We start from the raw sequence: 25,876 nt of genomic DNA, 5'->3' as shown, positions 1-25,876 counted from the left end.
TAGACGTATTTTCTGGAGCAACTCTGAGTAAAGGCCGACTCAATGCCCAACATTTTTTGAATAAAGATTGAGCACTATAACACCGGCAATAATCAACCCCATACCGATTATCGCGGGTAGGTCCGGGACTTGCTTGTAAACCACTGCACCCGCAATACCGACCAACACAATCCCCAAACCAGACCAGATTGCATAGGTCACTCCCACTGGGAGGGTGCGGAGTACCAGTGTCAACAAATAAAAAGCCGTGCCATAACCGATTGCAACAATCAGGGTGGGAATCGGCTTGGTAAATTGCTCGGAGGCTTTTAGCGCTGTGGTGGCCGCCACTTCAGCGATAATTGCTATGGCCAGGTACAGGTAGGCTGATTGCATTTTATATATCACTCAATCAATAAGAACAGAGGCCGGAAGGCCTCTGTTCTTTACAGATTGTTAAGGATAGGAATAACTGGCTTGCAGCCCCAGTGGAATACCCAGGGACCAGTAGATCACTAAAAACACAGACCAGCAAAGCAGAAACACCAGTGAATAAGGCAGCATCATGGATACCAATGTGCCGATACCCGTGCTCTTCACATAGCGTTGACAGTAAACCACCACCAGTGGGAAATAAGGCATCAGCGGGGTGATGATATTGGTAGAGGAGTCCCCCACGCGGTAGGCGGCTTGGGTCAGATCTGGAGAGAAACCAATTTGCATCAGCATTGGCACAAAAATGGGCGCCAACAAGGCCCATTTGGCAGATGCGGAGCCGACAAACAGGTTGACGAAGGCCACCAGCAGAATAATGCCCATTATGGTGACCGGCCCCGGCAGGTTCATGGCCGCGAGCAGGTTGCCACCTTCCACCGAAAGCAAGGTTCCCAACCCGGAGCGGGCGAACTCTGAGATAAATAGCGCGCAGAAGAAGACCATTACGATGTAATAAGCCATGGAACTCATGGTCTTGGACATGGCGTCAATCACGTCCTTACTTGTTTTAAACGTGCCGGCCATATAGCCGAATACCACGCCGGGAATAACAAACAGCAGGAAGATCAACGGCACAATGGACTTCATCGCCGGCGCACTGAACGAGGCCAACTGCCCCTGAGCATCGCGCATGGCGGACGTTTCCGGCAGCATCCAGGCCACCAGGGTGACGATACCAGCCGCCATCACCACCAACGCCAGATAGAGCGCTTTCTTTTCGCGTCCACCGAGGCCGTGCATCACTGGCATGTCTTCTTCGTCACCGTCAATGGCGACCTTTTTCAGGCGCGGTTCCACGACCTTGTCTGTCAGCCACCAGCCTAGCAAGGTGACCAACAGGCAAGAGGCCGATGTAAAAAACCAGTTGTTGAGCGGGTTTACCTGTATCTGCGGATCAACAATTTGTGCCGCCGTCTGGGTAAAGCCTTGCAGTAATGGGTCTATAGCGGAAGGGACAAAGTTGGCGGAAAAGCCGCCGGACACACCGGCAAAGGCGGCGGCAATACCGGCCAGCGGGTGGCGTCCAGCAGCATAGAAAATAACCCCACCCAACGGAATTACCAATACATATCCGGCGTCTACGGCAGTGTGGCTGACAATTGCCACCAGGATCAGCATGGGAGTCAGCAGCATCTGCGGTGTAACGGCAAGCAGCTTTTTCAGTACCGCATTGATAAAACCGCTGTGCTCAGCCACCCCCACCCCGAGCATGGCCACCAACACCACGCCGAGAGGGGCGAAGCCGGTGAAGGTTGTCACCATACTGGAAAGGAAGCGGGCAAGTTCATCTCCGGAAAGGAGGTTGGTCACCTGTATTGCCTCGCCAGTGGCTGGATGCACAGTGCCGAAGCTGACCCCCGATAGAAGCCAGGACAACACCCAGATAATGACCATCAATGCGAGGAACAGCACTGCGGGGTCCGGCAGTCGGTTGCCCACCACTTCTATAAAATTGAGCGCTCGGTCAACCCAGCCACTTTTGGCGGCGGCGTTGTCAGAGGGATTGGGATTTGTCGGTGTTTTGTCCATGTCAGATCCCTGTTGTTATTAGTCTTAATTATAGAAAGGGCCCAAAGCCGCGATCAGTCTTTGTAAGTCCAACCGCAACCGTGGGCCACTGGGGAGCCGGAAATTGTCAGCCTATTTTTCGAATACCTACCGCGTGGCGCAGCTGCTCGATAAAAGGCGCAGCATAAGCGCGGGCTTTCTCAGCGCCCTTCTCTAGTTCCACTTCAATCTGCGCCGGGTTTGCCAGCAGCTCATAGTAACGCTCGCGCGCCTCGGCAATCTGGCCGTTGATCAGCTCGAAGAGCTGGCGCTTGGCCTCGCCCCAGGCAATGCCCTCCTCAAACGCCTTGCGCATTTCCGCAGTCTGTTCCTCGCTGGCAAACGCCTGCCAGATCTGGAATACGGTGGATGTGTCCGGGTCTTTCGGCTCACCCGGCTCCAGCAGGTTGGTTTTGATCTTGTTGATATGCTTCTTCAGCTGCTTCTCCGGCAGGAACAGAGGAATGGTGTTGCCGTAGCTCTTACTCATCTTGCGGCCATCCAGGCCCTGCAATACAGCCACATGATCGTCCACTACCGCCTCTGGCAGAACAAAGTAATCACCGTAGTGATGATTAAAACGCTGGGCGATATCGCGGGCCATTTCGATATGCTGCACCTGGTCCCGCCCCACCGGTACCTTGTTAGCATTGAACATCAGGATATCCGCGGCCATCAGAACCGGGTAGCTGTAAAGCCCCATGGTTATACCGAAGTCAGGGTCCTCACCCTCGGCGCGGTTGGCGTCCACCGCTGCCTTGTAGGCGTGGGCGCGGTTCATCAGCCCCTTGGCGGTCATGCAGGTGAGCAGCCAGGTCAGTTCGGGAATTTCATGGATATCGGACTGGCGATAGAAAACCACATTGTCAGTATTCAGTCCGAGAGCCAGCCAGGTGGCGGCTATCTCCATGGTGGACTGGTGTACCTTCTCAGGCTCCTGGCATTTGATCAGTGCGTGATAGTCGGCCAAAAAGTAGAAGGACTGGTTTTCCTCTTGCTGACTGGCGGCAATAGCGGGGCGGATAGCGCCCACATAGTTACCCAAGTGAGGAGTTCCGGTAGTCGTAATGCCGGTCAGTACGCGCTGCTTAGTCATAAATCCTTCGTGATCCGTGCTGCATATTGGGGAAATGAAAGGCGAATAATAACCTTTTAACGGCCCCGATTGTATGGGACGGCTCCGCACCCCAGACCAGCGAGCAGTTCACGGTAAGTACTTGTCAGGCTCGCCCAACTAAGCGCGGTCACATCTGGAATATCAAACTTCTCACCACCTGCGACGCGATCGGCACACTGGCGCATAGCCTCGCACAAGTTGGCCGCACAGACATCCACCTTCTCGGAAAACGGATAACCGCCACGTCCAAACCACTCTGGGTAAGCCAGGCTGTCCGGCACCAGGGGCTGACAACCGGCAGCCACCGCTTCCAAGACCGCCAGCCCCTGAAAATCGTGGCGCGCGGTGGAGAGCACCGCGTGGCTCCTGCGCAGCAGGCGCCGGTAATCCGCCGTCTGCGCTTGGTAACCCCAGGCTCCCAGCGCGTCATTCTCCCGCAACAGATCGCGAATCTGCGCGAACTCCGGTGGCTCGCGGCGGAACTGCTGGCCCACCAAGTGCAGTGTAAAAGGCCGCTTGTGCTTGGTAAAAAGGCGCAGCGCCGCCAATAAAATATCCGGCCCCTTGTCGTACTCCCAGCGGTGATTCCATATGAATGTCGGCCTGTCCGGGCGTTTTTCCGGTTCCACAAATATGTCCGTTTCCAGTGGCACCGGCAGCACCCGTGACTTGCCCTCTATCTCTGTACAGAGATCCGCGGGCACACAGTCCGGAAAGCGCTTGAGCAGCGCCGCCGCCCCCTGGATCAAGGTGCGGCGGTTGTATTCGGAGTTGAACAGCAGCAAGTCGCCCGCCAATGCTGTGTAGATATTCAACAATTGGGGTTCCACGGACTGAAAAGCTTCCGGGCTTTGCGGATAGGCGAATTGATTTTCGTGGAAATAAACCGCAGTGGGAACGCGGGCAATCTCCGGCACCAGGCCGCGCAGAGCCGCCAAATCGGTCATAGAGGTGGCAAGGATCAAATCCCAGGGGCCGCGCAGTGTTTCCTGCGCATCCCCCCTGCCCCAGCTCAGACTGTTACCACGGATGCGCCAGCTGAAATAGCGCGGCGGCAGTGTGAGTACCGTCCACTGCCATTCCGGTATCGCGGACACTAAACCTCGGCGCCAGCGCTTATGGCTGTCGGCGTCGTATGCGGATAACAACAGGACTTTCATTGCTTTTTGCGGTGCTCTTGCACTGCTCCCCTGCGACAGAAGGGGTACAGGCCCCTTCAGTCAAATGCGCGCAGGTTCATCAGCCGCGCGAACAGGCTGGAAGTATCCCAGCGGCCGCCACCCAGCGCCTGCACTTCACTGTAGAACTGATCCACCAATGCGGTAACCGGCAGCAGGGCGCCGTTACGCTGCGCCTCACTCAGTACTATGGCCAGATCCTTGCGCATCCAATCCACCGCAAAGCCGTGCTCATAGTCGCCGGCGAGCATGGTTTGGTAGCGATTTTCCATCTGCCAGCTCTGTGCCGCGCCCTTGGAGATAACCTTGATAACCTGCTCCGCATCCAGCCCGGCGGCCTTGGCAAAATGCAGTCCCTCCGCCAGCCCCTGCACTACGCCGGCGATGCAGATCTGATTGACCATTTTGCACAACTGGCCGCTGCCTACCGGCCCCAGCAGCTCCACGGCGCGCGCGTAACAGTCAATCACGGGTCTGACGCGCTCGAATTCGGCCGCTTCACCGCCCACCATCACCGTCAGCACACCGTTCTCGGCACCGGCCTGGCCGCCGGATACCGGCGCATCCAAAAAGCCGATACCTTTTTCTTTTCCAACTGCGGACAGTTCGCGGGCCACATCGGCAGATGCGGTGGTGTGATCGACAAACAGGCTTCCGCCGGTCATTCCGGCGAAGGCCCCCTGCTCACCCGCCACCACTTGGCGCAGGTCATCGTCATTGCCGACGCAGGCGAAGACAATTTCGGCGTCTCGCGCGGCATCCGCAGGGGTCGCGAAAGCCTCGCCGGAATAGTCCACCAGCCACTGTTGTGCGCGGCTAGAGGTGCGGTTGTATACCCGCACTCGGTGGCCCGCCTTGGACAAGTGGCCGGCCATCGGGTAGCCCATAACGCCCAGACCCAAGAATGCGACTGTTGCCATGTTCCCACTCCTGTTTTCGATAAGGTGGTGTAACCGGGGCTCTCGCCTCACCAGCAAGAAAAGAGCCGTATTTCGCGTAGCGGAATTTATCCGACAATCATCCAGATCAACGCAGCGCCCAACAACAGACGGTAGATCGCGAAGGGGGCCATACCGATACGGTTAATAAACTGCAGGAAAAAATGGATACAGAGATAAGCGCTAATACATGAGAGCACGGTACCCAGCACCAATTCAGACCAGGGTACCTGCTCCAGAGACAGCAGGTCGAACGTCAATAACAGGGCACTGAGGGCGATCACCGGAATCGACATCAGAAAAGAGAAACGCGCGGCCGCTTCGCGCTTCATACCCAGCATCAGGCCAGCGGTTATGGTAATGCCCGATCGGGAAGTGCCGGGAATCAAAGCCAAGGCCTGGGCCATGCCGATCCACAAGGCTCTTTTCCAATTCAGCTGCGCCAGCGCCTGAGTACGCGCACCGCGCACATCAGCCCACCACAGTAAGATTCCAAATCCGATGGTAGTAGCGGCAATCACGCTCGCGTGGCGGAGATGTGATTCAATAAAATCCTTGAAGGCAAGCCCGGCCAGACCGGCGGGGATCGTAGCCAGCACAATCAACCAGGCCAGTCGTCCCTCGTCCGTATAGCGGTTGTTCACCAGCCCTCCGAGCCCATCGCGCAGCAGTGCCCAGACATCGCGACGGAAATACACCACCACCGCAATCAGAGAGCCGAAGTGTACCGCCACATCGAAAGCCAGCCCCTGGTCGGGCCAGCCCAGTACCTCCGTGGGTAGAATCAGGTGAGCCGAGCTGGAGATGGGCAGGAATTCGGTCAGCCCTTGTATCAGAGCCAAAGCCACTATCTGAAAGAGTTCCATAGGCGCGCCAGTGTTACTTCGAGCGGATTTTTTGCCGTTTTTGCCAGGCGACTTCATCGCGCAGGTACAGCGGCTCGAGATCCTCCGCCGCCACGGCGGCACCGCTTTGCCACAGCGGCAGCGCCAGTTCGGCAATATCCCGCGCATGGATTTCTGCCTCCACCAGCACTTCCGCTACCGGCACCTGCGCCAGTTCCGGGTAATGCCAGCCCGCGCCCGCCCCGTACACTGGCGTTGGCAGGCTGGATTGCGCCAAGCGCTGTGCCATCTGCTGGGGATCCTGTACCGCCTCTGGCCAGAGGCTTGCATTGGGCGCATCGGCGGTATAGACACCCCAGTAGACTTGCTGCATGCGCGCATCCAGCGCAGCGACAATGGGCGCAGCGTCCCAGTGTGGCTGCTCTCTGCGCACACCGGCCGCCAAAGCGGCCAGACTGGAAACCGGCAGCACCGGCTTATCAGCTGCAAAAGCCAGCCCCTGGGTACAACTGATGGCAATGCGCAAGCCGGTGAAAGAGCCGGGGCCACGGCCCACCGCGAGGGCATCCAGCTGACTGAGCGATACCCCAGCTTCCCCGAGTACTTGATCGATCATGGGCAGTATCCGGCGGGTATGGTCCCGCTCAGCCCGTACAAACTGTTCGCTGGTGTGTCCGTCGCAGTGCAAGGCAACGGAACAAGCGCCGGAGGTTGTGTCCAGGGCAAGGATTTTCACAATAAACTCTATCGATTGCCGCAAAGGAGCGCATTGTGTCACGGTCACGGCGGCGAGTCATGTACGGCGCGCCATAAAAGAAAACCCCCGGCCAGGCCGGGGGTTCAAAGGATCGATTGGCTATTGTTGCTTGGGCGGACGACCTCTGCGCGCCACTTTCTTCGGTGGGCGGCCCCGCCGGGCAGCCGTTTTCTTTACCGCGGCCTTTTTCGGGCGACCCGGACCAGCCTTCTTGACTGCCGCTTTCTTTGGACGCCCCGGCCTTTTCTTCGCCGTTTTTTTCGCTTCAGCCTTGGCTTTGGCTGCGGCCTTCTTCTCCAGCGCCTTGACTTTGGCAGCAGCTTTTTTGGCAGCAGCTTTTACCTTGGCTTCAACTTTTTTCTCTGCGGCCTTTATCTTTTTGATGTTGGCTTTAGTCCTGGCCTTCATCCAGCGGGTCTCAAAAGCTTGCAACGCGGCCGCCAGGTCCTGTTCCGCCTTGGTGGAGAGGTTCTCGGCCATTTCTGCAATTTTCTGCTTGGCCGTTTCCTCTACCTGACGCACCGTATCCATCGCTTTCGCCTTGGCCAGATCTAACCTTGCCGACGCGACCTTGGCGCGCAACTCTTTGGCTCTGGCACTGGCGTTACTCAGGGCGTTTTTGGCCGTGGCGGTATTGCTCTTCTGAACCCTGGCCCGCGCTTTGGCAACACGGTCCAACTGCGTATCCAGTGCCGCGGTGGCCGCTTCCACTGCTTTCTGTGCTTTCGCGACTAGCGGTGATATATCCGACGCAGCTTTGACGCTCACTGTGCGTTTCGCCCGCACCTTCCTTTTTGCTACTCGTGCCATCCCTCTCTCCTCTCTGAGATAAGAAGAAGTACATCCAAAAGTGTATTGGCGATATCGCCATTGCGCTGCTTATTAAAGCAGTTCCGGAGACAATTCTGGATGTTTCCGGAGTGCGCTGCACCCCTTAAGGGACCTCTGATGAGATGCAACTGTATCTAAGTTAATAAAAAAAAAGCGCTTTGCAAGAAAAAATGCAAAAAAAGAGAAGTTTTTATTAAAAATTTGCACTTTTTACCCGCTGTCACACTTTGGAGAGGCACCGCCGCAAGAGGTGAGAAATAATCACTGCGCCTTTCACGCGGAGCTGCAACTGTTCGGCAGCTGCTCCTGAACAATTGCCGCAAGTGCCTCGATATGGTCACCGCGCAAGTTTAACGCGGGGATATAGTGATACGCCTTTCCGCCTGCCTGGAGAAAATTAGCGCGATTCTCCACCGAAATTTCCTCCAGGGTTTCCAAACAGTCGGCGGAAAATGCCGGGCAGATGACGTCGACGCTGGTAACACCACTCTTCCCCCATTCCATCAGTGTCCTGTCGGTATACGGTTGCAGCCATTCCGCCTTGCCAAAGCGGGACTGGAAACTGAACTGCCAGCGGTCATCTTCCAAGCCCAACTCTGCGGCCAGGTGCTCCGCGGTTTCTTGGCACTGCTGGTAATAGGGGTCCCCCTTTCGAATATTGGCTTTGGGGATACCGTGGAATGACAGCAGCAACTTTTCCGCCGCGCCGCGTTTTTCCCAATGCTCCCGCACCGAGTTGGCCAGGGCACGGATATAGAGGGGGTGGCGGTAATAATCGCGAATGACTCTAATATCGGGAATATCCCGGTTGCGGCGAAAGATGTGCGCCACTTGATCGTAAATGGGCCCAGTCGTGGTTGCGGAATACTGCGGGTAGAGAGGAAAAACAATAAAAGAGACAAAACCTTCTCTACGCAAACGTTCAATTACCGTCTGCAGACCCGGTTCACCATAAGTAACTGCGTGGCTGACAGTGATATCCGGACGCTCTTCCGCCAACCGCGCCTGCAACAGCTCCGCCTGGCGGCGGGTGTAATAAAGCAATGGAGAACCTTCTACAGGCTCGCCGTCAACGCTGCTATCCCAGATTTGTGCATAGGCCGGCGCTATGCGCCGCGGGCGCAATGGCAAAATGAAGCCGTGCAAAATCGGCAGCCACAGGGGACGGGGGATTTCCACTACGCGGGAGTCCGAAAGAAAATCGCGCAGAAATTTCCGCACTGCCGGCGCAGTGGGTTCCAGCGGCGTTCCCAGATTCATCAAAATCACAGCTGTGGACATAACTTGCCCCCCATAAGTATTTCGAAAAGGGAAATAGTACCTGTCATCAAAAAGCGAAATATAGCCACCAATTGGCTGGAAACGCCCCATGCAAAAAAGGCCCCCATCAGGGAGCCTTTTTCGTTATCTCGCCAGTTCAGGATCAATCCAGAGCGGCGATGACTTTTTCGCGGATTTCATCCATGGAACCCACCCCGAGCACCTTGCTGTATTTCGGTGCACTTTCAGGGCTGCGCTCCGCCAGCTCGCGATAGAAGCCTACCAGCGGCTCCGTCTGCTCGTGGTATACAGCCAAGCGCTTGCGCACGGTTTCCTCGGCATCATCACTGCGCTGGATCAGCGGTTCACCGGTGACATCATCCAACCCTTCCTGCTTGGGCGGATTGTAGACAAGGTGGTATACGCGCCCGGAACTCTCGTGTACACGGCGGCCGGACAGACGCTTGACGATTTCCTCATCGTCCACGGCGATTTCCAGCACGTGGTCGATGCCGACATCCGCGTCCAGCAACGCCTGCGCCTGGGGAATGGTTCGGGGAAAGCCGTCGAACAGGAATCCGTTGGCGCAGTCCGGCTCGGCAATCCGCTCCTTGACCAGGGCGATAATCAGATCGTCCGAAACCAGCTTGCCGGCAGCCATGATGTCCTTGGCCTGCAAGCCTAGGGGCGTGCCAGCTTTAACCGCGGCACGCAACATGTCGCCAGTGGAGATCTGCGGAATGCCGAACTTCTCTGTAATAAACTGAGCCTGAGTCCCCTTGCCGGCCCCCGGCGCCCCCAAGAGAATGATTCGCATAGTCAAGTCTCCCCAGAAATGTCGGCGGATCAGAGTCGACACACGCATCAAGTCCCGCCGCGCCAAAAGAGCGCTACCTTACACGCTGACCCGAAGAAGGGCAAGGCAGATAAAGCAACCGCCAGGGGCGAAATCCTGTAGTAAAACTACCAGCTAAGCTATGGGAAACAAGCCATCGCAACCTGAATCGGGGGTCAGACATCCATGAAAATCGCCATCTACAATGCCCGGCGTTATGACAAGCAGTACTTCGACAGCTTCAACCGCCAATTCGACCATGAACTGCACTATATCGACACCCATTTGGACAGCGATACTCTGATTTTAAGCGACGGTGCCGAAGCTATCTGTGTCTTTGTCAACGACCCGGTTCAGAGACCGCTGCTCGAAAAGATGCGGAATCAGGGGGTGAAAATGCTCGCGCTGCGCTCCGCCGGCTTCAATCACGTGGATATCCGCGCAGCCAACGAGTTGGGCATAGTGGTGGCCAATGTGCCCGGCTATTCCCCCTATGCCGTGGCGGAACACGCGGTGGCAATGATTCTGTGTCTGGTCCGCCGCCTGTTGCGCGCCCACGCGCGGGTACACGAAGGTAACTTCTCCCTTGAAGGGCTGATGGGGTTCGATCTGCACGACAAAACAGTGGGAATTGTCGGTACAGGCAAAATTGGCACCGTCTTCGCGCACATTATGCACGGCTTCGGTTGTCGGCTTCTGGGGGTTGATCCGGTGGAAAGCCGCACTTGCCGGGATCTCGGAATGCACTATGTATCTATGGAAACACTGTGCCGCCAATCGGACATCATTTCCCTACACTGCCCTCTGGTGCCCTCGACCAAGCATCTGATCAACGACGACACCATTGCCGAGATGCGTGACGGCGTCTGCCTGATCAATACCTCCCGCGGTGCGATTATCGATACCGCCGCGATTATCCGCGCGCTCAAGCGGGGGAAAATCGGCTACCTGGGACTGGACGTGTATGAAGAGGAAGAAGATCTGTTTTTCGAAGACCACTCAAACAGCGTACTGAACGACGATGTCTTCGCGCGCCTGCTGACATTCAACAATGTATTGATCACCGGCCACCAGGCTTATTTCACCCGGGAGGCAGTCACCAATATCGCCCGGACGACCCTGGCGAATGTGACTGAATTCGAGCAGACGGGCAGTTGTGCAAACCAGCTGGTAGCGCCCAAATAATACCGTTTTGAATCAGGCCTTTTGATTTTCAGCCCGCTTGACGCGCTGCCAAAGCTGATCCAATTCCTCCAGACTGGCATCCGCCACGCGGCGGCCCTGTTTTTTCAGACTTGTCTCCACCGCATTAAAGCGGGTCTCGAATTTACGGTTGCACTGGCGAAGCGCCGTTTCCGGGTCCACCTTCAAATGGCGCGCGGCGTTGACACAGGAAAACAACAGGTCGCCCAGCTCCTCCCGTGCACTTTCAGAGTCCCCGCTTTCCACCGCTTCACGCAATTCGGCAATTTCCTCTTCGATCTTGTCCAGCACACCGCTGATATCATGCCAGTCAAAGCCGACGTTGGCCGCACGCTTTTGAAGTTTGGCGGCACGGGTCAATGCCGGCAGCCCCAGGGCCACGCCGTCTAGCGTACCGCTTTCGCCCTTGGCACCGCGCTCGGCGGCCTTGATGGCCTCCCAATTCGCTTTTACTCCATCTTCGTCTGTTACTCCGCCGCGGTTGTCTCCATAGAGTTCGCCGCTTGGAAAGACGTGCGGGTGGCGCCGCAATAGCTTGCGCACCAGCGTGTCGACGATTGCAGAAAAATCAAAGTGACCGGCCTCCCGGCCGAGCTGCGCATAAAAGATCACCTGAAACAGCAGGTCGCCGAGCTCTTCGTGCAGGTGGTCGTAGTCTTCCGCCTCTATCGCCTCGGCGACCTCGTAGGCCTCTTCGATGGTAGAAGGGACGATAGTGGCAAAGCTCTGTTTTCTGTCCCAGGGGCAACCGCCATCCGGGCTGCGCAGCCGAGCCATCAAATGGAGCAGATCTTCGATGCTGTATTTTTCCCGCCGCATAAATTTATCCGTGTTTCGCCACCGGAGTCAGTGCAGTATCCGCCGCCGCGCCGAAGCCACATTAGGTAGCTGGTTGATCCTGTGCAGCACGCGGGACAACTCCTCGAAATTACGGATTTCCGCAGTCAGCACCATGTCCACCGTATGCTTCTGTTTGTTGGTGCGGGTCTGCATTGCGGTCACATTAATACGCTGGTTGTCGAGCATGGTGGTGATGTCGCGCAGCAGGCCGTGACGGTCGTAGGCCTCGATCATTATCTCCACCGAATAAACTTCCTTGGGTTTCTTGGCCCACTCTACTTGCAATACCCGCTCGGATTCTTCCGCCTGCATACGCAGCATGTTGGGGCAGTCCTTGCGGTGAATGGAAACACCGCGGCCGAGCGTGATGTATCCCATAATGTCATCGCCCGGCACCGGATTACAGCAGCGGGCGATATGGGTTAACAGGTTTCCGACCCCATTGATGTAAACATCCGCTTTGCCCTCACCTCGCGCGACCGGCGCAGTGAGGGACGGCACGGGCTCCACCTTGTCAACCTGCACCATACGTTGTGCCGCGTTGAGCACCTGTCCCACACCGATATCCCCTGCCCCGACAGCGGCGTAGAGGTCATCCAGCGATTGCATGTTCAGTTTTCTGGCGAGCTGTTCGAAGTCGAAATCAATCAGCGCCAATTGCTTGAATTCCCCGTCGAGAATACTGCGACCATCGGCGATATTCTGGTCGCGGGCCTGCTGTTTGAACCAGTGGATGATTTTGGCGCGGGCGCGGGAAGTGGTGATATACCCCATTCCCGGGGAAAGCCAGTCGCGACTCGGCGCCTCGCGCTTGCCAGTAAGGATTTCCACCTGGTTGGCCGTCTGCAGTTCGCAGTTGAGCGGCACTATGCGCCCGTCCACCTTGGCGCCGCGGCAGCGGTGGCCGATTTCCGTATGGATCTTGTAAGCAAAATCCAACGGCGTAGCCCCACGCGGCAAGTCCACCACGTGGCCGTCCGGGGTAAACACATAAATGCGGGTGTCGGCATCGCTGCGCAAATCATCCTGCAGGGGATTGCCGCCCACTTCCTCGTGCCAGTCGAGTACCTGCCGCAACCAGGCAATCTTCTGCTCGTAGCCGTCCTGGCCCTGCGGATCGCGGTCAGTACCCTTGTAGCGCCAGTGCGCGCAGACACCGTATTCCGCCTCCTCGTGCATGGCGAAAGTGCGTATTTGCACCTCCAGCACCTTGCGTTCCGGGCCGATCACCGCGGTGTGCAGCGAGCGGTAGCCGTTTTCCTTGGGAGAGGCGATGTAATCGTCGAACTCGTTGGGAATGTTGCGCCACAGGTTGTGCACTATACCGAGCACTGCATAGCAATCGCGCACTGTGGGCACTAGTATGCGCACGGCGCGAATATCATAGACCTGGGAGAAACCGATATTCTTGCGGCGCATTTTGCGCCAAATGCTGTAGATATGCTTCGCGCGGCCAAAGACCTCGCCCTGAATTCCCGACCGTTCCAGCTCTCCGCGCAGCAGCTCCAAAACTTGGTCGATATATTTCTGCCGGTCCAGGCGTTTTTCATCGAGCAGCCGGGCGATCTGCTTGTAGTCGTCCGGCTCCAGGTAGCGGAAAGAGAGATCTTCCAGCTCCCACTTGATGTGCCCGATTCCCAGCCGGTGCGCCAGCGGCGCGTAGACATCGGCTACTTCGCGGGCCACCCGCCGGCGCTTGGCCGGCTCGGCATTTTTCGCCGCGCGGATGGCACAGGTGCGCTCGGCCAGTTTAATCAGCGCCACGCGCACGTCGTCCACCAGGGCTACCAGCATGCGGCGGATATTTTCCGAGTGCTCGCCCACCGCAGCACTCTGCCCTTCAGAGCCGGTGTCGGCGGTGCGGCTGCGAATGGCGGCCATGCGCAGGACTCCGCGGATCAGCTTGGCCACCGTTTTGCCAAAGGTGTCTTCGACCACCTTCAGTTCCAGGCGCTTTTCCCGCACCGCGCGGTAGAGTACCGCCGCGCACAGGGCCTCGGCATCGATCTGCAGCTCGGCGAGTATCTCGGCCATTTCCAGGCCCGTGCGGTAGCTGCTGGCCCCCTCGGCCCAGATATTCTCCGCGGCGATAGCCCGCTTCTCTGCCTCAGCGCTCATATCCGCGGCCTGGCGCAGTGTTACCAGCGCGCCGCCCTCCAGGCCGGCGAGCGTCTGGATATGGCGCAGCCAAGCCTCCAGATCCAGCTCTCCGTCACCGCCCAGGGAGTGGTGTTTTCTTACTTGAACCATTGCTTAGCTGGGTTTCCGGTCAAACAGCCCCGAGGACAGATATCTGTCTCCGCGGTCACAAACAATGGCAACGATTATGGCATTTTCAACCTCCGCCGACAGGCGCAGGGCCCCGGCGACGGCGCCGCCGGAGGAAACACCACAAAAAATGCCCTCCTCCCGTGCCAGGCGGCGCGTCATCTCCTCGGCCTCGGACTGGGCCATATCGATTACCCGATCCACCTCTTCGGGCACGAAAATCTTCGGCAGGTAGGCCTCGGGCCAGCGGCGGATACCGGGGATACTGGAACCTTCGGTCGGCTGCAGACCGACAACCTGGATATCCGGGTTCTGCCGCTTGAGATAGCGCCCACAGCCCATAATGGTGCCGGTGGTGCCCATGGAGGAAACAAAATGCGTGATGCGTCCACCGGTCTGGCGCCAGATCTCTGGCCCCGTGCCTTCAAAGTGTGCCTGCGGATTGTCATCGTTGGCAAACTGGTTCAAAACCAGGCCGCGCCCTTCCGCTTGCATTTGCAATGCCAAGTCCCTCGCCCCCTCCATGCCGGCCTCGGCGCTCACCAGAATCAGCTCGGCACCGTAGGCGGTCATCGCTGCCTTGCGCTCTTCGGTGGCGCTCTCAGGCATGATCAGGATCATACGATAGCCTTTAATGGCCGCGGCCATGGCAAGGGCTATGCCGGTGTTGCCACTGGTGGCCTCGATAAGGGTGTCACCGGGCGCGATCTGGCCGCGGGCCTCGGCCCGGGTGATCATCGACAGGGCCGGCCGGTCCTTGACCGAGCCGGCTGGGTTGTTCCCCTCCAGCTTGAGCAGAATCGTGTTGCTGGTTTCGCCCTGCAGGCGTTGCAACCGCACCAGCGGCGTATTGCCTACGCAATCGGCAATCGTGGGGTAATCCATAGTCGGTCCAAAGCCAAATCAGAAAGTTGGGCATTCTACCCGCCTGGCGAAGTGCTGCGAACCTCGACGCCAGACTTATTCGTCAGTTCGATGGCCCGCCAGCATCGTCTTCTGGTCCGGCTAAGGCTTTGCAGACAGTGGACCAGCAACACGGATTATGGCGCCATGCCGGAGCATATTGGAATTATTTTCCTCAACTGGACCAATATTGCGTCCATAAAAGCAACACCAATGCATTATTTGGAATGGAGGCGTACAATCGCGCAAAAATACAACACCACTGCTCACCTTACACCATGGCCGCCCCGACGCTTCCCCAGCCGATACAGGATTTGCCGCCCGCTCTGCGCTCCCTGCGCTCGATTCTATTTCGCTTCACCGTGGCGCCAGCATTGGCGCTGGCGCTGATACTCGGCGTGGTGTTCACACTGCAGCAGATGCACGACCGCCGCCAACTACTGCTGAGCCACGGCCGCGCCAGCGCCGAGCAACTGGCAGAGTTGATCGAACTATCCGGAGGTCAACCGGCGAAGCTACGTATGGAGTGGCTGCACCGCAGCCTGCTCGCGCTGACGCTGGAAAAAGACATGGTACGTTCGGTACAGATTTATTCTTCCGAGGCGGCTGCGGGCAAGCCCCTGGACCCGGATACCGGCCTGCGCCTGCTGGCGGGCGTAGGTCCGCGGCCAAGGGAGCGAATCTCCGCGCGCGACATACACGGTCGCGAGGCCTTTATCTTCGAAACGCACGAGAGTCTGCAGATACTGCAACCGCTCAGAGGTGAAGTACCCAGCTGCTGGATCGCCATTGAATTGCACCGCCCCTATTTCCTGGTAGGCACCTACCAGGTGGTATTGATCGGCCTGCTGGGTCTGATAGTTTGCACTTTAGCGGCATTCGTATGGTCGATCTTTCTGTCCGAGCGCTTCGCCCACAGCCTGGCCCGCCTGGGAAAAATCATCGAGGCCATAGGGCTCGGCCAGTTCGACAAGCGGGCGGAGGAAACAGACACCCGTGAACTAAATGTACTGGCGCAACAAATCAACGAGATGGCGGAGAAGCTGTCGGCCCACCAGGAGGAGTACAAAGCCAGCCTGCTGCAATCGATGGAGGACCTGCGCCAGTCTCTGGACAGTATGGAAGAGCAAAACATCGAGCTGGAGCTGGCACACAAAAAAGCGCTGGAGGCGAGCCAGATTAAATCCGACTTCCTCGCCAACACCAGCCACGAGATACGCACGCCGCTCAACGGTATTATCGGTTTTACCAACCTGCTGCTGAAAACCGCTATCGACGAATTGCAACAGGATTATCTGCAGACCATTCTCCGCTCGTCGGAAAACCTGCTCACCACCATTAACGATATCCTGGACTTCTCACGCATCGAGTCCGGCAATCTGGTGCTGGACCACATTCCCTTGGACCTGGGCCAACTGCTGGAAGAGACGCTACAGATTCTCGCGCCCTTCGCGTACGAACATCACCTGGAGCTGGTGCCTTTGATCGACACCCAGTTGCCACAAACCCTGGTGGGCGATCCGCTGCGCATCAAGCAAATACTGACCAACCTGGTGGGCAATGCGGTGCGCAGCTCCGAGCACGGCAATATCCCCGTGCGGCTGAGTGTGCAAAACAACAAAGACTCTGAACTGATGGTCCGCATCAGCGTCACTGACCTCGGCAACCGCATTGACGAAGAGCGCCGCCGCGAGCTGCAACAACTGCTGGGCGGCAAAGGCCGCGAACAGGGCCGGCAAATCAGCTCCAGTGGTCTCGGCCTCGCCATCGCCCGCAGTCTGGTGGAACGGATGCGCGGCAGTATCGGTATAGACGAAGCCGCCGGCGGCGGCTGTACCTATTGGGTACATCTGCCGCTGCTGCTGGAACGCAACCGTACCCTGCTGGTGCGCGAGCGTTTCCCCGGATGCCGCATACTGATTGCCGACCCCAACCGCATGACACGCACCCAGGTGGCCCAGCTGCTGAAATACTGGGAGGTCGCCGCTATCGAACTGGCGGATACGGACACCCTGCAACCGGCCATAGAGCAGATGTGGCGCCACGACGCCCTACCCGACGCAGTGATCATAGACACCGCAATCGCCGACCCCGGCGACACTAGCGACAGAGGAGATTTCGAGCTGTTCGTGGAGACCGTCCAACAGTTGGTGGACACCTACCAGTGCCGGGTCATCGTGCAGGGGTCCCCGGTGGAACTGCGCCGCTGCTACGAACAGCTGCGCACACGAGTGCTCACTTTCCTGGGCAAACCGGTCACGCGGGACAACCTGCTACGCGCCCTCAAGCGGGTGGCACCACAGCAGAGCCCAAATCAGAGTCGCGCCAACGGAATCCATTCCATCCCCCCCTGGCGCACGGCGCCAAGAATTCTGGCTGTGGACGACCACCAGGCCAACCGCCTGCTGGTCAGCGAGTTGCTGCGCACTCAGGGCGTGGAGGCGGCGCTTGCCGCCAGCGGCGGGGAAGCGCTCGAGCTGTGGCAGCGGGCGCGAGACCAAGGGGAACCGTTTGACTTAATCTTCATGGACATCCAGATGCCCGGCATGGACGGCTTAGAAGCCACGCGCCTCATTCGCGAGAGAGAATCAGAGTCGCAGGATTACAGCGCCCGTATTCCAATTATCGCCCTGACCGCGCACGCGGGCGCAGAGGAAAAGGCGAGACTGCTGTCCGCCGGCCTGGACGACTACCTGAGCAAACCGGTGAGCGAAACGCAGCTATCTCACATGATCAAGCGCTGGATGAAGATTCTGACTCCGGCCGCCCCCCAAAAGCAAAAGCCCCCCAGCCACCGCTTGGTGGATATCGGCAAAAGCTTGCAGCTCAGCAACAACAGCGCCCACCTGGCGCGGGACATGCTGAAGATGCTGATCAAGGGACTGGTTGCCGATGAGCGGGAGTTGAACCGCCTGAATGCCGCCGGCGACCACCGAGGGCTGTTCGAGCTGGTACACCGAATCCACGGCGGCTGCTGCTATTGCGGTGTGCCGCGCTTGCAAGAGGCCACCAAACGGCTACAGGAGGAACTGCGCCCGTTGTGGAAGCAGAAAACTGCGGAGATCAATCAAGACAGCGTGGAAGCAGTGGTGCAGGAAATACGCGCGCTGCGAGAATGGGCTTCGGAGCAAAATCTGGACGTGCTGTTCGGACTCGATGACAGCGCCGGGGAGCAGGCAGAACTTCCCATTGAAGTCCCCTCTCCCGCCCCTGAAAAAGCCGCAACAGGGACACATCCCCCCTGATCACCGGCTTTCGAAAACGGCAAAGGCCAGCGCGAAATCTTTTTCATCCGACAAACTGAGATGGATGCGCTCCACCCCCATGGCATCGGCACGCACTTTCGCCTCGCCGGAGAGCACCACCTCCGGCGCCTCGCCGCGGCGGCGCCGAACCTCCATATGCTGCCAGGAAATGCCGGCACCAATTCCGGTACCCAGTGCCTTGCCCAGCGCTTCCTTGGCGGCAAAGCGCTTGCAAAGATAGGCGGCGCGGTTGGCAACCGCCAGCTCGTAAAAAGCCCGCCGCTCACCCGCAGACAGTACGCGCTCGACAAAACGGTCGCCGAACCGGCGCCAAGCCGATTCGATGCGGGACAGGCTGCAAATGTCGGTGCCGATACTGACAATCATGATTCCAGATCGTGGTTGCTGCGATATACCTGTTTAAAAAGCTCTCGACTGGCAAGCGGCCGGCCTCCCAGCAGCGGTGCCAGCAGGAGGCGAGTCAGGCGCTTGGCGGTCACCAGCAGTTCCGGGGCAAATTTCCCGTCCTGCACCGCCCGCTCCAATGCCAGCAGTTCGGCACCGGAAAATTCACAAGCACCTGCCTGCCCCGCGCGGTAAACCGGGACAAAGCCGCTTTCATTCTCCAACCGGTAACAGGCCTCCGCGCTGACAGGCGCCATACTGTGGGCGCAATAGCCTAGTTGCGGACAGCTGCCGAGGTTTTGCAACACATGCAGTTCAAAACGCCGCAGCGGCGCCTCCAGCTGGTCGCTGCTGTCTCCGGGCAGAGCCGCCAGGTCTTGCAACAGCACCTGGTAGCTGGCGAATATCTCATACTGTGCCTCTCCCGCGGCCAACAGGCGCAGGAGCAACTCGTTGGCATATAGACCTGCGTAGACAGCCCGACCTTTCAGCCACAGGGCACAGCCGCTGTTTTCCACGCTCCCCAAAGTCTTGAGGTCACCGCGACCGAGCAGGCCAACCAGCAGTGGCGCGAACGGCTGCAGAGACTGTGTGCGGCGCTGTTTGTCCCGCCGCGCGCCCCGCGCAACGCAAGCAATACGGCCGTAATCCGGTGTCAGCAGCTCCAAAATCAGACTGGAGTCCCGGTAGGGGCGCGAGTGGAGAATGTAGGCGGGTTGTAGCGGCTGCGATTTCATACCCTGCGACGCAGTCCGCCTTATTCATCCCGGTAACCGAGACTGCGCAAAGCCCGCTCGTCATCGGACCAACCGGATTTCACTTTTACCCACAAATTCAGCATGATCTTGCTTTCAAACAGGCGCTCCATGTCCTGCCGCGCCTGGGTGCCTATCTGTTTGATACGTTCACCCTTGCTGCCGATAATGATGCGCTTCTGCCCAGAGCGCTCCACCAAAATGGCGGCGCTGATATGCAGAATTTTGTCTTCTCGTACAAACTCTTCCACTTCCACGGTGACTTCATAGGGCACTTCCGCACCCAGTTGGCGCATGATCTTTTCACGCACGATTTCAGCGGCAAGGAAACGGGAGCTGCGATCGGTGATCTGATCCTCGGGAAATAGGTGCGGGCCCTGCGGCAGGTGGCGCAGTATCACTTCTTCCAGCGCATCGAGATTGACGCCCCGCAGCGCCGATACGGGCACGATTTCTGCTCCGGGATGACGCTCCGCCAGCGCCTGCAGTTGCGGCAGCAACGTGCTCTTATCCTCCAGCTGATCGACCTTGTTCACCGCGATAATCAACGGACACTTAATACCGCTCAGCTTGTCGGCAACCAGCTGATCCCCCTCGGTCCAGCGAGCGCGCTCCACAACAAAGACCACCGCGTCCACATCCCGAGCGGCACTCGTGGCGGCGCGGTTCATATAACGGTTGATCGCCTTGTCCTGTCCACTGTGGAGCCCCGGCGTATCCACAAACACAATCTGATCCGCCCCCTCGGTCTTAATACCGAGCATATTGTGACGGGTAGTCTGCGGCTTGCGCGAAGTGATCGCCAGCTTTTGTCCCAGCAGGTGGTTGAGCAAAGTGGACTTTCCCACATTGGGGCGGCCGACGATGGCGATATAACCGCAGCGGGTGGGTTGTTGGTTCACGAAAATACCTCTGGTGGGAAAGCGCGGATTACACCGGCACATGTTACCCCGGCAGCCCGACAAGTGCCGACAGGGAGAATTTGGGTTGCTCGATTCACCCCGGACGGCCCTTCACGGAATCTGTCCCCGGGGCATCAGTCAGCCGGTGGTAGGCTTCACTCGCCGCGCGCTTTTCCGCCGCCCGACGGCTTCCCGCGCGCGCGCGCACCGGGTCTACCAGACCACTGACCTGGCATTCGATGACAAACTCCTGAGCGTGCTCGGCGCCAACGATATCCACCACCCGGTACTCCGGCAGCGGTCGCCCTCGGGCCTGCAACCACTCCTGAAGGCGGCTTTTGGGGTCCTTGTCGATTTCCAGGGACAGCTGCGCCATCCGCGGCGCGTACCAGGCCAGTATCCGCTGGCGCGCAGTTTCCAGGCCGGCATCCAGATAGATAGCGCCAATCAACGCCTCCACGGCATCGGCGAGAATAGATGCGCGGCGATGACCACCGCTTTTCATCTCACCCTCTCCGAGGCGCAGGCAGTCCCCCAGTTCCATTTCCCTGGCCAGCTCGGCCAGCGTCTCCCCACTGACCAGCCGGGCGCGCAGGCGGCTCAGCTGCCCTTCCCGCCCTTCGGGAAATTTGTCGTACAGGGCGGCGCCGATGGTGAATCCGAGGATGGAATCCCCAAGGAATTCCAGGCGCTCGTTGTTGCGGCTGCCGTGGGAGCGATGTGTCAGCGCCAGTTCCAACAGGTCCCGGCGCCCAAACTGGTGGCCAAGGCGCAGACAAAGGCGCTCGAGCAGAAGATCAGTTGTCACGTTTGCGGAATTGCTCCAGGTCTACCAGAGGCTCGCAGCAAAGCTCCGGTTTTGCGGTATTGAGCTGCTTGTCGAACTTCATTACTACATCGACGTTATAGATCAACGGCTGGCGCAATTCGTAGTCGATACTCACCAACATACTGTCGGCGCCGCGGATGACCTTGACTGACTTGGTGGGCTCGCCGCGCACATTGTTAATCAGAAAGAAACGATCCAGTTCCTTTTTGATATCGGCCCGGGAAAGTTCGCGCAAGTTGGGGTTTTCGGCGAGCTTTTTCAGCCCTTCCTCCACGTAGCGGGCATCGATATAGGCCGGTGCCATTTTGGAGACGCAGGTCAAAATAAAACCGAACATCGCAACAACCAGCAACCAGCCCCAGTAACTCATGCCGCGCTGACGGAAAAGAGAAGTACGGAGTCGCACGCTCATGATTGTTCCCTCGATTATTATTGCTGTAGTAGGTTCTCTTGTGATTACTCAATCTTACCCGCCCGGTCAAAGCTGGGCAGACTCAATAATTTGTCCCAGTGCATCCATATGGCGAAGGCCTTGCCGACCACATCCCGCTCCGGCACAAAGCCCCAGGAGCGGCTGTCGAGACTGTTGTCGCGGTTGTCGCCCATCATAAAGTAGTGTCCCTCGGGGACAGTCGCACTGAAGTTGCTGAAACGGCTCGGCGCTATCTCTTTGGCCATCAGGTGGCGGTGTCCGCCGACCTCCTCCCAAAGCACTTCCACCTGCGGATTGGCTGGCGGCAGCGCCTGGATCAATTCCTGGGGTGCCAATTCGCCATTGATGTAGAGCATATTGTTTTTCAGCTCGATCTTATCACCCGGCAACCCGATCACCCGCTTGATAAAGTAGGTATCGTTCATATGCGGGGGGAAGAACACCATCACATCGCCGCGCTTGGGTTCACCGATATCCAATACCTTGGTGCGCGACACCGGCAGGCGCAGGCCGTAAGCGTACTTGTTCACGAGGATGAAATCCCCAACCTGCAGTGTTGGCACCATGGACGCGGACGGGATCTGGAATGGCTCAATCACAAAGGAGCGCAATACGAACACAATTGCCAACACCGGAAAAAAGGACTTGGCGTATTCCACCATTACCGGCTCGGCCTGCTCCCCTCCGGCCTCTTTTCGGCGCCGGCGTGCGAAAAATAGGCTGTCGATCAGCCAAATGCCGCCGGTGATGATCACCAGCCAGAGCAGAATCAGGGGGAAGTTAATATCCATTCGCTATTCTCTGTTGTCCCTCGGCACAAAGCGCGGCCGATTACTGGTCCACTTTCAATACCGCCAGGAAAGCCTCCTGGGGGACCTCAACCCGCCCCAGTTGCTTCATGCGGCGCTTGCCTTCTTTCTGTTTTTCCAGCAGCTTTTTCTTACGCGTCACGTCACCGCCGTAACACTTGGCCGTGACGTTCTTGCGCAGCGCCTTGACTGTGGTCCGCGCGATCACCTGACCGCCGATGGCTGCCTGAATGGCGACATCAAACATCTGACGCGGAATCAGCTCCTTCATTTTTTCCGCCATGGCGCGCCCTTTCTGCTGGGCGTTGTCGCGGTGCACGATCAGAGCCAGTGCGTCCACCCGATCGCCGTTGATCAGAATATCCAGGCGCACCAGTTTGGCCGCTTCAAATCGCGCAAAATTGTAATCCAGGGAAGCAAACCCGCGGCTGACGGACTTGAGACGGTCGAAGAAGTCCATCACAACTTCGCTCATCGGCAACTCATAGCGCAGCGACACCTGCCCGCCCACATAGTGCATATCCTTCTGGATGCCGCGCTTTTCCACACACAGAGTAATCACATTACCCAGATATTCCTGCGGCACCAGGATATTGGCCTCGGCAATGGGCTCGCGCATTTCGTCAATGCTACCGGGATCCGGCAGGCGCGAAGGGTTGTCCACATACACCACGGAACCATCGTTCAACGCCACTTCGTAAACCACGGTGGGTGCAGTGGTGATCAGATCCAGGTCATACTCCCGCTCGAGCCGCTCCTGGATAATCTCCATATGCAGCATACCGAGGAAACCACAGCGGAAGCCGAAACCGAGGGCATCGGAAGTCTCCGGTTCATAAAAGAGCGAGGCATCGTTCAGCGACAGTTTGTCCAGGGCATCGCGGAACGCCTCGTAATCATCGGAACTGACCGGGAAAAGCCCCGCATACACCTGCGGCTTCACTTTCTGGAAGCCCGGCAGTGCCGGAACCTCCTCTGCGCCCTTGGCGTGAGTAAGGGTATCGCCGACAGGTGCGCCGTGGATATCCTTGATACCGGCCACTACAAAGCCCACCTCGCCGGCGCGCAGTACATTGGTGACCTTGCGCTTCGGGGTAAAAATCCCCACTTCGTCCACCACGTGGGCACGGCCGATAGACTTGGTCGCAATTTTGTCCTTGGTTTTCAGAGTGCCCTGTACTACCCGCACCAGGGATACCACGCCCAGATAACTGTCAAACCAGGAGTCGATAATCAGTGCCTGCAGCGGCGCGTCCGCGTCGCCTTCAGGGGGCGGTACCAGGCGCACCAAGTCCTCGAGAACGTCCTCCACCCCGAGACCGGACTTGGCACTGCAGCGGGTGGCCTCGCTGGCATCGATACCGATGATGTCCTCGATCTCCTCGGCCACTCTATCCGGATCCGCCTGGGGCAGGTCCATTTTGTTCAGTACCGGAATCACTTCCAGTCCCTGCTCAATGGCGGTATAGCAGTTGGCGACCGACTGGGCTTCCACGCCCTGAGCCGCGTCGACAACCAGCAGTGCGCCCTCGCAAGCGGCCAGGGACCGGGAGACTTCATAGGAAAAGTCCACGTGCCCGGGGGTGTCGATAAAGTTCAGCTGGTAAGTTTTGCCGTCGCGCGCCGTGTAGTTGAGGGTCACGCTCTGGGCTTTGATGGTGATGCCGCGTTCCCGCTCCAGGTCCATGCTGTCCAGCACCTGCTCAGCCATTTCGCGATCGGACAGGCCGCCGCATACCTGGATAAAGCGGTCCGCCAGGGTGGATTTCCCGTGGTCGATATGGGCAATAATGGAAAAATTGCGGATATGGGAGAGATCTGTGGCCACTGCGGAGTAGAAATCCTTAAAAATCAGAACGTTAGCCGGCGGATGTGCCGGCTGTGTGGCGCAAGTCTATCAGGAGTCGCGAGCCGCGACCATCGGCATCCCCACACCGGGGACACGGAATGTCCGGAACTCCGCATTGTTCTCATTTCCGAAGTCGATATCGCCACTTTTGGAACTTGTGACACTCCGGGAGCGGCGCTCCCGGAAGTCCCTGAAAAGGGCTAGTCGTCGATTTGAATAGTTCGGAAGGTGGGCTGTCCGGCGCGGAAGAAGCGGATAGGCAAGAGCTCATCGGCCGGAAGGTCCTCGACCACTTTGTTGTAGTCCTTGAGATCTTCCACCTCCTCAAAGCCCAACTGGGCGATGATATCGCCACTGCGCAACCCGGCCTTGGCTCCGGGCTTGCCGGGTACGACCCGTTTCACCAGAACCCCGGACTCCACACCCCAGCGCTGTTTCAGCGTTTCGGGAATCTCGTCAACGATCAGGCCCAGTCGGCCACCGACACCGCTGGGCACGCTGGTTCCGGCCTGATGCTCACCCTCGTCACCCGGCAGCGCACCCACTGTCAGGCGCACAGTTTTCTGCCGCCCCTCGCGCATCAAGTCCACCGCAACTTCACTGCCCGGGCGGGTTTGCCCCACCACGTGTGGCAGATCCCCGGACACCATAATTTTGCGGCCGTCGAAACGGGTGATGATATCCCCGACCTTGATGCCCGCCTGATCCGCCGGCGCACCCGCCTCCACCTGAGCAACCAAGGCGCCATTGGGTTTACCAAGCCCCATGGCCTTGGCCAGGTTGCGATCCACGTCCTGGATGGCCACCCCCAGCCAACCGCGGTCCACGCGACCTTTTTCTTTCAACTGTTCCACCACATCGCGGGCGACACTGGAGGGAATGGCAAAAGACAGGCCGATGGAGCCGCCGCTGCGAGTGTAGATTTGCGAGTTAATGCCGACCACTTCCCCCTTCAGGTTGAACAGCGGGCCGCCGGAGTTGCCCGGGTTGATGGCCACGTCAGTCTGAATAAAAGGAACGTAGTTTTCGCGATTCTCGTTGGGAATACTGCGCCCCATGGCACTGACAATCCCCGCGCTGGCGGAGTAGTCGAGGCCGAATGGGGAGCCGATGGCCACTACCCACTCGCCAACCTTGAGCTTCTCGGAATCCCCCCAGCGGATTGTCTGCAGGTTATCGGCGTCAATTTTCAACAACGCAAGGTCGGAGCGAGTATCGGTGCCGATGATTTTGGCCTCGTATTCGCGGCGGTCAGTTAAGGTCACCACCACTTCATCGGCCCCATCCACCACGTGATTATTGGTGACCACATAGCCGTCCGAAGAGACGATAAAACCGGACCCCATACTGGCGACGGGACGTTGCTGGCGGCGCGGTTCCAGCAAATGACGGAAAATGTCCGGGATTTCCTGGTACTGAGGCGGCAGACCACCGGTTGTGCGGTTTCGCTCAACAGTGTTGATCTTCACCACCGCCGGAAAATTGTCGTCGATCAGCCCGGTGAGGTCGGGCAACCCCCTGGCACAGGCGGGTACCGATACCAGAAGGCACAGGGCCAGCAAATACTGCGTGCAGCGTGTAACCATACGTTTGTTACCCCTAGTGATCCCTAGTAATATGCAATCTATGGATTTCGGTGTCCCCCTTCGGGG

At 58.4% G+C, this 25,876-nt stretch carries 23 protein-coding genes; 2 read left to right on the top strand and 21 right to left on the bottom strand.

Annotation, left to right across the window (positions count from 1 at the left end):
- Nucleotides 1-39 precede the first annotated feature (39 nt).
- The 10 genes from A3224_RS06530 to adk all read right to left on the bottom strand — a co-directional run bounded on the left by A3224_RS06530 (nucleotide 40) and on the right by adk (nucleotide 9,765).
- Nucleotides 40-375, bottom strand: coding sequence for a DMT family transporter (locus tag A3224_RS06530; protein ID WP_067157598.1), 336 nt, complete (start codon nucleotides 373-375; stop codon nucleotides 40-42).
- Between the two features lie 60 nt (nucleotides 376-435).
- On the bottom strand, nucleotides 436-2,004 hold the full coding sequence (locus A3224_RS06525; protein ID WP_067152737.1) for an AbgT family transporter: 1,569 nt from the start codon (nucleotides 2,002-2,004) through the stop codon (nucleotides 436-438).
- Between the two features lie 106 nt (nucleotides 2,005-2,110).
- Nucleotides 2,111-3,118: a tryptophan--tRNA ligase gene (locus A3224_RS06520; protein WP_067152735.1), complete on the bottom strand. Its 1,008-nt coding sequence runs from the start codon at nucleotides 3,116-3,118 to the stop codon at nucleotides 2,111-2,113.
- 56 nt (nucleotides 3,119-3,174) lie between these two features.
- A complete protein-coding gene (locus tag A3224_RS06515; RefSeq protein WP_067152733.1) occupies nucleotides 3,175-4,299 on the bottom strand; it encodes a tRNA-queuosine alpha-mannosyltransferase domain-containing protein in 1,125 nt (374 codons plus the stop codon).
- A 56-nt stretch (nucleotides 4,300-4,355) separates the two neighbouring features.
- A complete protein-coding gene (locus A3224_RS06510) occupies nucleotides 4,356-5,237 on the bottom strand; it encodes an NAD(P)-dependent oxidoreductase (RefSeq protein ID WP_067152731.1) in 882 nt (293 codons plus the stop codon).
- Between the two features lie 86 nt (nucleotides 5,238-5,323).
- Nucleotides 5,324-6,121: an undecaprenyl-diphosphate phosphatase gene (locus A3224_RS06505; RefSeq protein ID WP_067152728.1), complete on the bottom strand. Its 798-nt coding sequence runs from the start codon at nucleotides 6,119-6,121 to the stop codon at nucleotides 5,324-5,326.
- Nucleotides 6,122-6,134: 13 nt separating this feature from the next.
- The gene (gene tsaB, locus A3224_RS06500) at nucleotides 6,135-6,836 is read right to left on the bottom strand and encodes a tRNA (adenosine(37)-N6)-threonylcarbamoyltransferase complex dimerization subunit type 1 TsaB (protein ID WP_067157595.1); all 702 of its coding nucleotides are present in this window, start codon (nucleotides 6,834-6,836) and stop codon (nucleotides 6,135-6,137) included.
- Between the two features lie 120 nt (nucleotides 6,837-6,956).
- Nucleotides 6,957-7,439 (bottom strand): hypothetical protein, encoded by a 483-nt coding sequence (locus A3224_RS06495; protein WP_231902480.1) that lies wholly within the window; start codon nucleotides 7,437-7,439, stop codon nucleotides 6,957-6,959.
- A 522-nt stretch (nucleotides 7,440-7,961) separates the two neighbouring features.
- Nucleotides 7,962-8,969 carry a ferrochelatase gene (hemH, locus tag A3224_RS06490; RefSeq protein WP_067152724.1) on the bottom strand — a complete coding sequence of 336 codons (1,008 nt, stop codon included), beginning with the start codon at nucleotides 8,967-8,969 and terminating at the stop codon, nucleotides 7,962-7,964.
- Between the two features lie 142 nt (nucleotides 8,970-9,111).
- Complete coding sequence (adk, locus tag A3224_RS06485) at nucleotides 9,112-9,765, bottom strand: adenylate kinase (protein WP_067152722.1); 654 nt, start codon at nucleotides 9,763-9,765, stop codon at nucleotides 9,112-9,114.
- Nucleotides 9,766-9,969: 204 nt separating this feature from the next.
- Here adk and A3224_RS06480 point away from each other — a divergent pair, with 204 nt between their 5' ends.
- The gene (locus A3224_RS06480; RefSeq protein WP_067152719.1) at nucleotides 9,970-10,968 is read left to right on the top strand and encodes a 2-hydroxyacid dehydrogenase; all 999 of its coding nucleotides are present in this window, start codon (nucleotides 9,970-9,972) and stop codon (nucleotides 10,966-10,968) included.
- 12 nt (nucleotides 10,969-10,980) lie between these two features.
- Here A3224_RS06480 and mazG read toward each other — a convergent pair whose 3' ends face one another.
- The 3 genes from mazG to cysM are packed head-to-tail and all read right to left on the bottom strand — an operon-like array spanning nucleotide 10,981 to nucleotide 14,979.
- Nucleotides 10,981-11,805, bottom strand: a complete 825-nt coding sequence (gene mazG, locus A3224_RS06475) for a nucleoside triphosphate pyrophosphohydrolase (RefSeq protein ID WP_067152717.1) — start codon at nucleotides 11,803-11,805, stop codon at nucleotides 10,981-10,983.
- Nucleotides 11,806-11,832: 27 nt separating this feature from the next.
- Nucleotides 11,833-14,076, bottom strand: a complete 2,244-nt coding sequence (relA, locus tag A3224_RS06470; RefSeq protein WP_067152713.1) for a GTP diphosphokinase — start codon at nucleotides 14,074-14,076, stop codon at nucleotides 11,833-11,835.
- A 3-nt stretch (nucleotides 14,077-14,079) separates the two neighbouring features.
- Nucleotides 14,080-14,979, bottom strand: a complete 900-nt coding sequence (gene cysM / locus A3224_RS06465; RefSeq protein WP_067152711.1) for a cysteine synthase CysM — start codon at nucleotides 14,977-14,979, stop codon at nucleotides 14,080-14,082.
- A 245-nt stretch (nucleotides 14,980-15,224) separates the two neighbouring features.
- Here cysM and A3224_RS06460 point away from each other — a divergent pair, with 245 nt between their 5' ends.
- Nucleotides 15,225-18,242: a response regulator gene (locus A3224_RS06460; RefSeq protein ID WP_231902479.1), complete on the top strand. Its 3,018-nt coding sequence runs from the start codon at nucleotides 15,225-15,227 to the stop codon at nucleotides 18,240-18,242.
- Here A3224_RS06460 and acpS read toward each other — a convergent pair whose 3' ends face one another.
- The 8 genes from acpS to A3224_RS06420 all read right to left on the bottom strand — a co-directional run bounded on the left by acpS (nucleotide 18,243) and on the right by A3224_RS06420 (nucleotide 25,810).
- Nucleotides 18,243-18,629, bottom strand: a complete 387-nt coding sequence (gene acpS, locus A3224_RS06455) for a holo-ACP synthase (protein WP_067152709.1) — start codon at nucleotides 18,627-18,629, stop codon at nucleotides 18,243-18,245.
- Complete coding sequence (recO, locus tag A3224_RS06450) at nucleotides 18,626-19,384, bottom strand: DNA repair protein RecO (protein WP_067152707.1); 759 nt, start codon at nucleotides 19,382-19,384, stop codon at nucleotides 18,626-18,628. The genes acpS and recO overlap by 4 nt, the downstream gene beginning before the upstream one ends.
- A 20-nt stretch (nucleotides 19,385-19,404) precedes the next feature.
- The gene (gene era / locus A3224_RS06445; RefSeq protein WP_231902478.1) at nucleotides 19,405-20,304 is read right to left on the bottom strand and encodes a GTPase Era; all 900 of its coding nucleotides are present in this window, start codon (nucleotides 20,302-20,304) and stop codon (nucleotides 19,405-19,407) included.
- A gap of 94 nt (nucleotides 20,305-20,398) precedes the next feature.
- On the bottom strand, nucleotides 20,399-21,112 hold the full coding sequence (rnc, locus tag A3224_RS06440) for a ribonuclease III (RefSeq protein WP_175487738.1): 714 nt from the start codon (nucleotides 21,110-21,112) through the stop codon (nucleotides 20,399-20,401).
- Entirely contained in the window at nucleotides 21,102-21,545 is a 444-nt protein-coding gene (locus tag A3224_RS06435; protein ID WP_067152703.1) for a DUF4845 domain-containing protein, read from the bottom strand. The genes rnc and A3224_RS06435 overlap by 11 nt, the downstream gene beginning before the upstream one ends.
- A gap of 44 nt (nucleotides 21,546-21,589) precedes the next feature.
- Nucleotides 21,590-22,357 (bottom strand): signal peptidase I, encoded by a 768-nt coding sequence (lepB, locus tag A3224_RS06430; protein ID WP_067152701.1) that lies wholly within the window; start codon nucleotides 22,355-22,357, stop codon nucleotides 21,590-21,592.
- 40 nt (nucleotides 22,358-22,397) lie between these two features.
- Nucleotides 22,398-24,203, bottom strand: coding sequence for a translation elongation factor 4 (lepA, locus tag A3224_RS06425; protein WP_067152699.1), 1,806 nt, complete (start codon nucleotides 24,201-24,203; stop codon nucleotides 22,398-22,400).
- A gap of 221 nt (nucleotides 24,204-24,424) precedes the next feature.
- Nucleotides 24,425-25,810: a DegQ family serine endoprotease gene (locus A3224_RS06420; RefSeq protein WP_067152697.1), complete on the bottom strand. Its 1,386-nt coding sequence runs from the start codon at nucleotides 25,808-25,810 to the stop codon at nucleotides 24,425-24,427.
- Nucleotides 25,811-25,876: the final 66 nt, after the last annotated feature.

Source organism: Microbulbifer thermotolerans (genome assembly GCF_001617625.1).
Classification (GTDB): Bacteria; Pseudomonadota; Gammaproteobacteria; order Pseudomonadales; family Cellvibrionaceae; genus Microbulbifer; species Microbulbifer thermotolerans.
Note: the sequence above shows the minus strand (reverse complement) of the source record. Positions and strands in the feature narration are given on the sequence as shown.